Genomic DNA, 13,654 nt, shown 5'->3' with positions numbered 1-13,654 from the left:
ACCTATGGATTCACGTATCCAGTTTCGATCTCATTTCGCCATTCCCCGCGTTGTTCTGCTCGCGCTGGCTATCTCTCTCGTGTCACCGGGTGAGGCGTTGCTCGCGCAAAAGCATCCAGTCACACCGATCACTCAATACAATATCCGAAGCTGGTCCGCGAAGGATGGGCTGCCGAACGACAAGATCATCGCAGTCTATCAATCAGCCCAGGGGTACATCTGGCTTGCTTCGCAGGAGGGTCTCGTGCGGTTTGATGGAGCGCGCTTTGAGATCTTCGACAAGAAGAACACACCGGTGTTTCCGCACAGCCAAATCACCGCATTGACCGAAGACAAAGATTCGACACTCTGGATCAGCACGATTCGCGGAATTCTGAAATATCGCCGCGGCAAATTCGAGGCAGTTCCGACAGAGAGCACCATTACGGCATACATTGGGAATACGATTTTCGTTGATCGAAAAGGAGATTGCCTTGTCGGAACGCGAACCGGGCTGTTACGCGTGGTGAACGGTGTTGTCTCAAAATTCGAAGTGAAGGGCGATACTTCTGTTATCTCCGTTAATGCAATTTGCGAAGACCGGGGAGGGGATCTATGGATCGGGTCAGGGCAGGGCCTGAGACTTCTCAATGGTGTGCAAATGAGTCACATTTCGGAAGACGGGGTTTTAAGGAATGCTTTTGTTACCTCTCTCCGTCTTGGTAAAGACCAGACGTTGTGGGTGGGAACACTCGAAGGACTCTATTTCGCAAAACCCGGTCAATCCAGGAAATTTGAAAAGATAGGTGCCCTGAAGAATCAGACTATTCGATCTTTATGTGAAGACAATGACGGGCATCTGTGGGTTGGCACGGAACAAGATGGACTCTATCGCTACGCAGGAGGGAAGTTTGAAGTGATCACGACGCGGGAGGGACTCTCCGCGGATTATATCCTCTCTCTCTGCGTGGATCGTGAAGGTAATATCTGGGCGGGGACCTTCTACAACGGTGTCGATGAGATCTGGCGCGGAAAATTCGAAACATTTTCGATCAACGAAGGGCTTGCCGGACCGCTTGTGCGCGCGATTTCGGAAGGGCGGGATGGCACAGTCTGGATTGGAACAGAATCGGGCCTATCGCGATGGAAAGCAGGGGAGGTCAAGAGCTTCACCACGAAAGATGGTCTGCCACACAACCAGATTCGATCAGTATTTCTTGACAATCGTGATGCGTTGTGGCTGGGTACACGCAACGGGCTTTCGCGCTTTGATGGGAAACACTTCAAGAATTATTTCGTGAAGGATGGTCTGTCAAACGAGTATGCACGCGTGGTAACAGAAGATTTTGATGGAAATATCTGGGTTGGCTATAATGCGCAGGGTATTGACCGTCTCAAGAGCGGGAAGTTTGAGAACATGGACAAGGAGGGCATCCCGCGCGTTGGAATCCGCGTCATTCACCGCGGCAGGAACAGGACGATGTGGATTGGAACGGATCAGGGACTTATCCGGTGGAGAGATAAGAAAGCGACTTTCTACAAAGCGGATGCGGGGTTGCCGAGCGATCTCTTCGCGATCTATGAAGACTCAGACAACACGACGTGGATTGGGACCTACGGCGACGGCTTGTTCCGGTTGAAAGACGAGAAGGTCACCAGGCTCACGACAAAAGAAGGTTTGTGGGACGATGTTGTATATCGGATCCTCGAAGATGATCATCAGAACTTCTGGATGAGCTCAAACAAGGGGGTCTTCCGTGTGCCCCGTCAGGAACTCAACGATGCTGCCGACAACAAGATCGTGAGAGTGGCTTCCATGAGCTATGGCACGGCGGACGGCATGCGAAGCAGTGAGTGCAACGGCAACTCACAACCGGCCGGTATCAGGACAAAAGACGGTCGCATGTGGTTTCCGACGACGAACGGTGTGGCGATCATCAATCCGTCGGAGATCCCGTCAAATTCTGTCGCGCCGGAGGTTACGATCGAGGGCCTCAAGGTTGACAGCCTGTCGATAAACCTCGAAGACCAGGTAAGTATTGGACCGGGCTACAGCTACCTAGAAATTCATTATGCCGGTTTGAGTTATGTCGTGCCGGAAAAGATGGTATTTGAATTCAGGCTCGACGGGTTCGACAAAGGGTGGAGGCATGCTGGAAGCCGCAGAGTGGCGTACTACACGAATGTTCCACCCGGCAACTATGTATTCCGTGTCCGGGCCAGAAATAACGATGGCGTCTGGAGCACAGCGGATGTCACTCTTCCCATTGCGTTGAAACCATACTTCTATCAAACGGGTTACTTCTATGGTTTCTGTATCATTGTTCTCATTGCATCAATATTCTATGCTTATCGCCGGCGTGTGGCACTGTTGCTGCAAAGGGAAAAAGAACTCAAGGAACGGGTGAATGAGGCCGTTGCACAGATCAAGGTACTCGGCGGGCTCATTCCGATTTGCGCGAACTGCAAGAAGATTCGCGATGACAAAGGATATTGGAATCAACTCGAAAAATATCTGAAAGAGCACTCGGAAGCAGAGTTTACGCATGGCATCTGTCCCGAGTGCAGAGAGAAACTGTACGGGCAGTATCTCAAGAAGAAGGGGCCAGATCAAGGAAGCCAGTCTGGCTGATGGATTCTGTGATGGTGTGCGCTACCAACCAGGCAAACAAAAAAGCCCCCGATTCCTTGGGGGCTTTTTTGTGACTCCTTTGATTCGATATTTGAGGAACAAGACTTCATGTTCACCCCGCATCGACCTTACCGTGGCCACAACCAGCCAAAGGTCCCGGCCGTAAGTAACGCATAGAAGAGCCCATCGAGTGTGTTTTTGACGGTTACTGACCAGGCGCGCTTAAACCAGATCGACTCCTGCCAGCCCGAAATTGCGTAACACGCGAACGCCATGACACCAACGAAGCGAAACACGGCCAGGTAGTGTGCGCCCGCTTCCAGAGCACGTCCGGCTACGTAAGCGGAGAAAATTCCAACCACCAGGGAGTAGAGAAACCACTGGGTCAGATTCGTGACCATAGACGGGGTTCCCCCCGGCCAGATTGTGAGTATCACTCCCGGACCTCTCTTGACCTTCTCCTGGTATTCGGGCGAGTTCATCGCTTGCATGGAGCCGGCGTGGGGTATGATGTACTGGCCGGCAGGTATGTTGAGCTTCCGGAGAGCGTCCGCGGCAGCGTCTTCGTCAGGGAGTTTTTTCATGTCGTTCGAATGGTATTTCAAAAACATGTGAACGACGGAACTGGCAATAAAGACGAAGACCGCCGACAGTAGAATCGGAAGCCAAAGGGAAAGAATCGGAACCATACGGACCTCCTTGGGTTGAATGTGACATTCTCGCAGACCGACCGTCTCCACAGGCGGCAAGAAGTGATCTTGAAGGTCTGCCTTCAAACCAGAAAACGCTGCGGGCAGGATTTCAGTTCCCTCCACGGCTATGACAGGGATACATGAAAGAAGTGAAAAAGATCAACAAGCACGGGGGCATCTCACTTAGGAAGTTCCAACGCTCAACGCAGATCCCGACAGAGAACCTCCCGAAACAACTATGCGGGGCAGGCACGACGGAAATCCGACCGCGATGACAAAGAAGAGAACAACGGGCGAGTGGAAAGAAAAAGGGCTGCCTCATCGTTTGAGACAGCCCCTCTGGTTTCGCGAACTTCGGAACAGTGTCGAATGGACTGATTCCTTGATCAGTGTTTCAGAATCCTGGAAGATTCCCTGACGATGAACTCTGTCTCGAGAACGACGCGCTCTGTCGGGAGAATCGTTGCCGATTCGATGTTCCGGATCAAGATCTCCGCCGCCATCTTGCCGATTTCGTACTGTGGAGCGCGTATCGTCGTCAATGGCACCGGATAGATCCGTGCATAATAGATATCATCGTTACCGATAATGGAAATGGTATCCGGGACTCGAATGGACAATTCTTTGAGAGCCATCATCACAGCGAGGGCCTGTTGATCATTGAAGCAAACGATAGCGGTCGGGTATTCCTCTTTCTTTCTGCCTGTAAAATATTCTTTTGTCTTGCGGAAACTCTCGTCGTAGTGCGATCCGATTGGTACGATCATGTCCTTGTGGAACACGAGTGTACTTTCGCTGAAGGCATGTCGGAATCCCTCAATCCTCTCCATAGTGTGCGAAGAGTGTGGAGGTCCTGCGAAGTGGACTATGTGCGTGTGGCCACTGTCGATCAGGTACTTGACGGCCTTCTTGATTGCTCGCAGGTTGTTGATCGCAACGACGTTCGCCTGAATCCCTTTGACATCCTCCAGAAGCACAAACGGGTAATTGATTCTCTTCAGTTTGAAGAGATGTTCGATCTCTGCTGTTCCTTCCAGCGTGGGAGCGATGATCGTTCCCTTGATGTCTTTTGCGGAAAAGAGATGCGTGAGTCTCTCTTCATACTCGTGGTTATCCGCGGAACTCGTGACGACAATCGAATATCCCTTGCTGTCTGCGTACTCTTTCGCTCCAGTGGCGATCGCAGTATAGAATGGATACTCCAAATCCTTGATGATCAGTCCGATGCTCTTGTCCTGACCTCCATTCTTGAGATTTCTGGCGACGCCTTTCGGGCGAAAATTCAGTTCCCTCATCACTTCAAGGATCTGATCCCTCGTCCTAGGCTTCACCGAGTCTTTGGCATTGATGACAGCAGAAACGGTTCCCTTTGAGACTCCAGCCTTCTTTGCAACATCTTCTATCGTAATTCTCTTCATTTGCTTTCGAATGCCTTCCCAGAAAGCCCGGCAATTGAAACGGTTTAATTATTTTTGAACTAAATATTACCGAAAAACACGAAACAGTCAATATAAATACTATGCAATGATTGGAGTGTCGGAGTGGTCGGCCGTTCAAATGAGTCAGAACGCCCTGCATTCGGCCTGTTTTTCTTAGGTGCTGCGCCAAGATCCAGGAAGGCTGTTCATTGTCCGGGTAGCACTCAGCTGGAAGTAATTAGCCGGTTCTTGTCTCAACAAAAATCCGAACTGTGGGGAAAGCGAGGATCGCTACTTTGAGGATGAACAGAACATACACACGTATCACCCGAAAACGCGTCTGTATCCCATTTCTGTGTTGATCGTCTGCATCACATGCACGCCGTAACCTTCTTCACGGGTGTTCCTCGAAGGATTCTCTGAACAAGAACCTGTCAAGGTTCGCACACGTTGTCCCCGCAATCCTCTGACTTCATGCAAATGAGCGGTCCGTCTGTCGTCCAATGACCGTTGAAGTGCAAGGTGAAATCCAGTGCACGACACAAGCTCCGTTTTGTCCTTGCCTTTTTCTGGTAACTCCCTTAATATTGAAACGGTTCAATAAATATTGAACCAAGAACCTGAGGGCTGCTTCGGCCCCCTGAGGAGGGAGTATTCTATGAAAAGGTGCAGCTTTCTGCCTCTGATTCTGCTCATGTGTGGCTGGCAGAATAGTCATGCATGGATATTGCCGTCCCTGTCCGACACCACGCGAACGGGGAAAGAGCGCGGTTCGTACTATACCGGAATTTATCAAAACCTCTTTAGGGATCTGTTGGGAATAAGCGAAGTTCGGGCCAGGGCGCGGGTTGACAGTGCGTTTGTCCAATTGTTCCATGGAAACGACTCGACCGAGCGGGTGTATTATCCGGTGGAACCCGAAATGGCATACATCGAGGACATCGCGCACAATGATGTCCGCACCGAGGGCATGTCGTATGGGATGATGATCGCGGTCCAACTCGACAAAAAGAATGAATTCGATCGGCTCTGGAAGTGGGCAAAAACGTTCATGCAGCACAAGAAGGAGCCCCGCAAGACGTACTTTGCATGGCACTGCAACACGGACGGGACAATCATCGATTCGACAGCCGCCTCCGATGGCGAAGAGTGGTTTGTGACATGTCTCTTCTTTGCATCGGCACGATGGGGGAACGGTGATGGAATATTCAACTACAAGGTTGAGGCACAGGCAATTCTGGATGCCATGCTCAGCAAAGATGGAAAACGCTGGAGCGATGGGGGTATTACGCCTATGTTTAGCAAGAAGGAACGCCAGGTCGTTTTCGTTCCGACTGTCGACGCGTCGTGGTTCACAGATCCTTCGTACCATCTTCCCCACTACTACGAACTCTGGGCGCGTTGGGCCGACAAGAATAATTCATTCTGGTGTGAGGCTGCCGCGACGAGCCGCGGGTTCTTCAGGAAAGCGGCCCATCCAACCACCGGTCTGATGCCCGACTATTCTCACTTCGACGGGTCGCCGTTGAATTGGCGGGAGGGAGGAAATAATGATTTCCGTTTCGATGCATGGCGGGTTGCGATGAATGTCGCAGTCGACTATGCTTGGTTTGCCCGGGATCCCTGGGCGGTACCGCAGTCGAACCGGCTTCTCGATTTTTTCCACTCCCAGGGAATAGGAGTATACGGAAACCTCTTTACACTTGACGGCAAAAAGCTGGCAGATGATCACAGTGCCGGATTGGTGGCCATGAATGCCGTTGCCTGTCTCGCTTCGACGAACGCGAATCGGAGAGAATTCGTGGCAGAACTCTGGAACACATCCGTTCCAAATGGTCTCTACAGATACTATGACGGCCTGCTCTACATGATGGCTATGCTCCAGGTAAATGGTAGTTTTAAGATCTACGACCCCACGGGAAAACCACCGGTTGAATGTCCCGGTATGCCAAACTGAACCGCCGTTCGACCGCCGAACAATTCTACGGTAAGCAGATCCAAACAACCGAGGCTTGGATGAATTCGCGCCGCCTGATCAACTCCTGCTCCAGCCATTCCATCGGAAGAAGCGCATTCCGTATCGGCTCCAGCTTGCAGTGGCCGATAGCACTTCTGTCAATTTTGCTTCTTCTTCCCTCGGTGCTTTTTCCGGGGGAGCAGCTGAAGCAATCCCGGAAGGACGAATCCTACATATCGACGAAGACAGCGGCCGGAGCTTTTGCTCTTGCAGCTTCAGGCCGATCCGCTTCATTGCTTGTCAGTTCCCGTGACTTTCCCGCTGTGCTGCGAGTCGTGAGAGATCTTCAGTCGGACATTCGGAGCGTTGCCCGGTTTGAATCCCCGATCCATCTCGATACACTCCCGAAATCAGGAGAAATTGTGATTGTAGGAACACTCGGAACGAATCCGCTTATCGACGAATTGGTCCGGGAAGGAAAGATCGACGTTAATGGCATCGTCGGCATGTGGGAAGCCTCTTTGATACAGGTTGTCGAACATCCGTTCCCCGGCATCATGCGTGCCCTCATAATCGCAGGAAGCGACAAAAGGGGCACAGTCTATGGGGTTTACGACCTTTGTGCGAAGATAGGGGTTTCTCCCTGGTACTGGTGGGCTGACGTGCCGGCCAAACGTCAGCCGAACCTCTATGTTCTCCCGGGGCGCCGCACACTCGGGTCCCCCGCGGTGAAATACCGCGGGATTTTCATCAACGATGAGGCCCCGGCGTTGTCCGGGTGGGTAACCGAAAAGTTCGGAGGGTTCAATCACGCTTTCTATGAAAAGGTCTTTGAACTCATCCTCCGGATGAAAGGCAATTACCTCTGGCCGGCGATGTGGGGGAGGGCGTTTTATGACGATGATTCGCTTAATCCAAAGCTGGCAGACGAATACGGCGTCGTGATAGGCACCTCGCATCACGAGCCGATGATGCGCGCCCACGATGAGTGGCGGCGATACGGAAAAGGGGCCTGGAACTATGAGAAGAATGATTCCGTCCTGAGGAGCTTCTGGCAGCAGGGGATCAGGCGCATGAAGAACTACGAAAGCATCGTGACCATCGGAATGCGGGGGGATGGTGATGAGCCGATGTCTCAGGAGTCCAATATCTCCCTTTTGGAGCGAATCGTCAAAGATCAGCGGCAGATACTCGGTGAGGTCACCGAGAAAGGGCTGTCGTCGATTCCTCAGATATGGGCTCTCTACAAAGAGGTGCAGGAGTACTATGACAAGGGAATGCGGGTTCCCGACGATGTCACGCTGCTTCTGTGCGACGACAATTGGGGAAACATCCGGAAGCTCCCAAAAACTACGGACGCACCCCGCGCCGGAGGCTATGGAATGTACTATCACTACGACTATGTCGGCGGACCGCGCAACTACAAATGGTTGAATACAAACCAGATCTCGAGAGTGTGGGAGCAAATGCATCTGGCGTACAGTTACGGCGTCGATCGGATCTGGATTGTCAACGTTGGCGATATCAAGCCGATGGAATTTCCTACGCAGTTCTTCCTCGACTACTCCTGGAATCCGAACGCGTGGCCGGCAGAGCGATTGCCTGAGTACACGAGACAGTGGGGGGAGCAACAGTTCGGCGTGAAATACGCGACTGACATTGCCGACATCCTCACTAAGTACACGCAGTACAACTCACGCAGGAAGCCGGAACTGATAACTCCAAATACGTACAGCCTTGTCAATTATCGCGAGGCGGAGACCGTTGTCGCCGACTACAAGAACCTGGCGAAGCGTGCGCAGCGGATTTCCGACGCGTTGCCCAAAGAACTCAGGGATGCATTCTATCAACTCGTGCTCCACCCGGTTCTTGCCTGTTCCAATCTCAATGAACTGTACGTCACCGTTGGCAAGAATCATCTGTATGCAAATCAGGGACGAGCAGCGACCAACGCCCTTGCCGCAGAGGCGCGTATCCTCTACCTGAAAGATTCCGCAATCTCCCTCTACTACAACAGAACGATGGCAAAGGGGAAGTGGAATCACATGATGGACCAAACCCACATCGGGTACACCTACTGGCAGCAGCCGGACTCGAATATGATGCCTGCTGTCACGACCATTTCGATTCCGGTTTTGGCGGGGCTGGGTGTTGCCGTCGAGGGATCTGAGCGATCATGGCCCGCCGACAGCTCGGAGTTGGTTCTGCCTGAATTCGATCGGTACAATCAGCAGAGGTACTTCATCGATATCTTCAACCGCGGAACAACTCCGTTCAGCTACACGCTCAAGACCAACCAACCCTGGATGAAGGTCAATGCTGCGAAAGGAACTTGCACCGTTGGCGATCGTGTGTGGTTGAGTGTAGATTGGAAAAAGGCTCCAGCGGGAATGTCACGGATTCCGATCGTCATTTCGGGGCCGAAAAGAGAAACGGTGACAATTCAGGCGATTATCAACAATCCCTCTTCGCCCGATCCCGGCAGCGTAAATGGATTCGTGGAGAGCAACGGTTGTGTATCAATCGAGGCTGAACATTTTTCCCGCGCTGCAGAGTCCTCCACCCTTGGCTGGCAGAAAATTCCGGACCTGGGGCGCACGCTTTCGGCGATGGCCCCTGTGCCGGTGACGGCAGCCAGCCAAACACCGGGCGCCGATGCACCGCATCTTGAATACCCTGTGTATCTGTTCGACAAAGGCAACGTCACGGTGTCGGCATACCTGTCGCCGACGCTGAACTTCCATAACGATGCAGGGTTGCGCTATGCGGTCTCCTTTGATGATCAACCGCCGCAAGTTGTGAATATGCATGCGGGCAAGACATTTCAGGATTGGGAAGAATCTGTCAGGAATAACGTCAGCATTCTGAAATCGACCCATACGATCACAGAGCCCGGCAGGCACCTGCTGAAGTACTGGATGGTCGACCCGGGAGTCGTGCTCCAAAAACTCGTCGTCGAAACAAAGAATGTCAGGCCGGCTTATCTCGGTCCGCCGGAGAGTTACCGCGGTCCTGCGAATGCTCCCCAGACGAAATGACGTATTCCGGAGAAAACCTATGAGTATCAAACGAGTGCCACGCCTGACCATTACGGTGGGATTTCTCTGCATCCTGTTCTGCACCGATCCCGCACAGGCCCAACCGGAGCGCTCGGCTCCGCCGCAGGTTGAAATCCGCGGAAGTCGTTTGGAGCATCTGACCTCTGCGATTGTAGGGCAGGAGTATGATCTCTGCGTGAATCTGCCGAGAGGCTATCAGGACACGAGCAAGGCTTTTCCAGTCATGTTTCTGCTCGATGCACAGTGGGATTTTCCGTTGCTCCATGCACTCTATGGACAGCAATACTATGACGGATTCATCCCGGGGGCAATCATCGTGGGAATTACATGGGGAGGGGTCAATCCAAATCATGACAGCCTGAGAGCCAGAGATCTCACGCCAACAGTTGTCAGGCAACAATCTGCATCAGGCGGCGCTCCGAAATTCCTGAAGTTCATCAAGAATGAACTTATCCCTTACATCGAGCAAAACTACCGGGCAGCCAAGAGCGGTAGAACGCTGATAGGAAGCTCCTTCGGCGGACTTTTCACACTCTACGCTCTCCTTCAGGAAACGGCGTTGTTTGACCGATATGTGTTGACAAGTCCTGCAGTGGGATGGGACAACGAAGTCCTCTTCTCGTTTGAGAAGGAATACGCAGCGAAGAATACGCAGCTTCCGGTCCGCCTGTTTATTGGCATAGGAGGGCTTGAAGGGGATGGAGTGGTGGAATTTCAGAAGTTCGTGGCTCAGCTGAAATCGAGGAGCTACAAGGGACTCGAACTGGAAACGAAAGTGCTTGAAGGAATCGGGCACTCGGGAAGCAAAGCGGAAGGATACACGAAGGGCCTGCAGTGGGTATTCGCACGACCGATGTTGTCTCTCTCCCGGGAGATCCTCGATCAGTACATCGGGAAGTATCAGGTAGCACCGCAGGTTTCGATTGAGATCACCAATGATGACGGATGTCTTGTGATGGTCGTTCCCGGGAACACTAGAATCCCGCTTCTTGCTGAGAACAAAGAGAAGTTCTTCGTCAAAGGAATATACCTGATGGTGCGGTTCAAGAAGAACGAGGTTGGCAAGGTGACCGGCGTGGAGGTGGAACAGTATAGCGGGACGACATTCGCGCAGAAAGTGAACTAGGAGGATGCTGAAATACCTGAATAGACTACCACAAAGACACGATGGCACAACGCTGTTCTTTTGAGAATGGTCGTTCCTTGTCAGATTCAAATCTCTTGAATTTGGATACTTCAGGCCCTTGTGACTTTGTGGTGAGAGAGATTGTTTTTTCCGCAATCTGCTGGCAAACCGTTTCAGAGACTGTCACGCAAAGTCCTGCCCGCCGATGGAATACCCGGAGGCAGGCGCTAAGGCGTATAGAAAAGAAGACAAGTTCAATCGTGCATTCCTGAAAGAACAAAAGAATTGAAAAGACTCCTGACACTCTTGGTTCTTCTGACCATCCTTGCGGTTTCCCATGCGCAGGAACGTCAATTCGCCAACCCAATATTAGCAGGGTTCTATCCAGATCCGAGCATTTGCAGGGTGGGAAAAGACTACTACCTGGTGACCTCGACGTTTGCATACTTTCCGGGCATACCGGTGTACCAAAGCCGCGATCTGGTCAACTGGAAATTGATCGGTCACGTGCTCGATCGACCCGAGCAGCTGAATCTGGATGGACAGGGAGTCTCCCGCGGGCTTTTTGCGCCAACAATCCGGTACAACAAAGGGTTGTTCTACGTGATTTGCACGCAGGTTGACCGTGGCGGAAATTTCATCGTCACGGCAAAATCACCAGCCGGTCCCTGGACGAATCCCGTCTGGCTGCCGGAGATCAACGGCATCGACCCGTCTCCATTCTTCGATGACGATGGAAACGCGTACGTCATTTATAACAGCATTCCTCCCGACAACAAATCGCTGTACGATGGACACAGAACGATTCGTATCGTTGCACTCGACATCAAGACGCTCAAAGTATCCGGAAAAGAAACGATCCTCGTGAACGGAGGGGTCGACATCACAAAGAAGCCGGTCTGGATCGAGGCTCCGCATATCATCAAGAAAAACGGGAACTACTACCTGATCGCGGCGGAAGGCGGGACAGCCGAGCAGCATTCCGAGGTCGTTTTCAAGAGCAAGAACGTCGACGGTCCGTACGTTCCGTTCGAAAAGAATCCTATCTTAACGCAACGGAATCTTGATCCGAAGAGAGAATATCCCATCACGTCAACCGGTCACGCAGATTTTGTTCAGACCGGGGATGGATCCTGGTGGGCGGTGTTCCTGGGTTGCCGCCCGTACCGTCCGTTCGACCAGAATTATTTCAACACGGGGAGGGAAACGTTTCTCGCACCTGTCGATTGGAGTGGTGAATGGCCTCTGATCAATCCCGGTTATGAACTGGTTCAGTATCACTATCCTGTCCCCTTCGAATCACCAAGCCCCAGCGGTGTCGTTCCGCAAGGGGGCAACTTCGTGATCAGAGACGATTTCAACTCTGGCGATTTGAATCCTGAATGGGCATTTCTGAGGACGCCGCGGGAACCTTGGTACGACCTCAAGGAACACAAAGGCTGGCTGGCGATGTGTGTGAGGCAAGAGACGTGCGCAGATGCCGTCAATCCGAGTTTCCTTGGCCATCGTCAGCAGCACGCTACTGGCTCGGCAAGTGTGAGCCTTCAATTCTCTCCAAAGGCGGAGAGCGAAAAAGCGGGCTTGCTCGTCTTCCAAAACGAATCGCACTACTATTTCCTCTGCAGGTCTGTCCAGGAAGGTAAATCGGTCATTCAACTGTTCTCGTCCGGCACGGCAGGGAGCCAGGCGCGAGAAATGCAGCTTCTTGTCTCGCAAGAACTTGATCGGGTCCATGCTGACGAGGCTGTAGGGTTGAAAATTGAGGCGCACGGTTCTTCCTACTCGTTTCTGTTCAGCTCGCAGAAAGACAAATGGATTCTTCTGAAAGATGGGGTTGATGCCCGTTTTCTGAGCACACGAGTCGCTGGCGGATTTGTTGGATGTATGTACGCTTTGTACGCGACGTCACTCGGAACGCCGTCGAAAAGCAAAGCGTACTTTGATTGGTTCGAATATGCGGGCGATGATGAGATACACAGATCGAAATGAACATCGGAGGGATGATGAATCAGTCAGGAGCTTTGTACCGTGACTTGCGGAACAAGACCGTCGTTGTAACGGGCGGCGGAAGTGGACTCGGTTTCGCCATCGCGAGCGAGTTTATCGCCAATTCTTCACACGTCGTTATCGTCGGCAGAGATGCCGCGAGACTCAAGGAAGCCCGTAAGCTACTCGGAAAGAAGGCCCATTGCATTGCATTTGATGTGGACGAGATTGACCGGCTGCCGGAGCTTGTGGCATTGATCAAGGGTGCCGTCGGCGAGGTAGATGTCCTCGTCAACAACGCGGGCATCAACATGAAGAAAGATGTTCTTCACGTTACCAACAAGGATTTTCAGGGAATCATCCAAACAAATCAAACCGCAGTCTTTGCCCTGACGCGGGACATATTGAGATCCATGGTCGTGCGGCGGTCCGGGAGCGTGATCATGATCAGTTCGATGGCCTCCCGGTATGGCATCCCAAAAGTGATCGGCTATACTGCATCGAAATCGGCTGTCGAAGGTATGACGCGCGCGCTCGCGGTGGAGTGTGCCCCGTTCGGTATCCGCGTCAACTGCATTGCTCCAGGATTCATCAAAACGAGAATGTCCTCAGAAGCACTCGAGAGCGATCCGGAGCGGAAGCACAAAGTTCTTGCCCGCACTCCAATGGGGCGATTGGGGGAGCCGGCAGACGTCGCACATGCGGCGCTGTTCCTGGCGTCAGAACAGTCGAAATTTGTCACAGGAGTCGTACTCCCTGTGGATGGAGGCAATTCCATTGGATTTTGATGTCCTACGCTCCCGTC

8 protein-coding genes are annotated in these 13,654 nt (G+C 52.4%); 6 read left to right on the top strand and 2 right to left on the bottom strand.

Annotation, left to right across the window (positions count from 1 at the left end):
* Positions 1-4: 4 nt before the first annotated feature.
* A complete protein-coding gene (locus NTU47_03835) occupies positions 5-2,611 on the top strand; it encodes a triple tyrosine motif-containing protein (protein MCX6132925.1) in 2,607 nt (868 codons plus the stop codon).
* A gap of 128 nt (positions 2,612-2,739) precedes the next feature.
* Here the strand turns inward: NTU47_03835 and NTU47_03830 are convergent, their stop codons facing one another.
* Positions 2,740-3,300 carry a hypothetical protein gene (locus NTU47_03830; protein ID MCX6132924.1) on the bottom strand — a complete coding sequence of 187 codons (561 nt, stop codon included), beginning with the start codon at positions 3,298-3,300 and terminating at the stop codon, positions 2,740-2,742.
* A gap of 389 nt (positions 3,301-3,689) precedes the next feature.
* On the bottom strand, positions 3,690-4,721 hold the full coding sequence (locus tag NTU47_03825; GenBank protein MCX6132923.1) for a LacI family DNA-binding transcriptional regulator: 1,032 nt from the start codon (positions 4,719-4,721) through the stop codon (positions 3,690-3,692).
* 658 nt (positions 4,722-5,379) lie between these two features.
* Between NTU47_03825 and NTU47_03820 the strand changes: the two genes are divergently transcribed.
* The 5 genes from NTU47_03820 (at position 5,380) to NTU47_03800 (ending at position 13,637) form a co-directional block, all read left to right on the top strand.
* Positions 5,380-6,678 (top strand): glycosyl hydrolase family 8, encoded by a 1,299-nt coding sequence (locus NTU47_03820; protein MCX6132922.1) that lies wholly within the window; start codon positions 5,380-5,382, stop codon positions 6,676-6,678.
* Positions 6,679-6,737: 59 nt separating this feature from the next.
* A complete protein-coding gene (locus tag NTU47_03815) occupies positions 6,738-9,716 on the top strand; it encodes a glycosyl hydrolase 115 family protein (protein ID MCX6132921.1) in 2,979 nt (992 codons plus the stop codon).
* 19 nt (positions 9,717-9,735) lie between these two features.
* Positions 9,736-10,863, top strand: coding sequence for an alpha/beta hydrolase-fold protein (locus NTU47_03810; protein MCX6132920.1), 1,128 nt, complete (start codon positions 9,736-9,738; stop codon positions 10,861-10,863).
* 285 nt (positions 10,864-11,148) lie between these two features.
* Positions 11,149-12,852 carry a glycoside hydrolase family 43 protein gene (locus NTU47_03805; GenBank protein MCX6132919.1) on the top strand — a complete coding sequence of 568 codons (1,704 nt, stop codon included), beginning with the start codon at positions 11,149-11,151 and terminating at the stop codon, positions 12,850-12,852.
* A gap of 14 nt (positions 12,853-12,866) precedes the next feature.
* Complete coding sequence (locus NTU47_03800) at positions 12,867-13,637, top strand: SDR family NAD(P)-dependent oxidoreductase (protein ID MCX6132918.1); 771 nt, start codon at positions 12,867-12,869, stop codon at positions 13,635-13,637.
* The last annotated feature ends 17 nt before the right edge of the window (positions 13,638-13,654 follow it).

It is taken from the genome of Ignavibacteriales bacterium, from assembly GCA_026390595.1.
In the GTDB taxonomy this organism is placed as follows: Bacteria; Bacteroidota; Ignavibacteria; order UBA10030; family UBA10030; genus UBA9647.
Note: the sequence above shows the minus strand (reverse complement) of the source record. Positions and strands in the feature narration are given on the sequence as shown.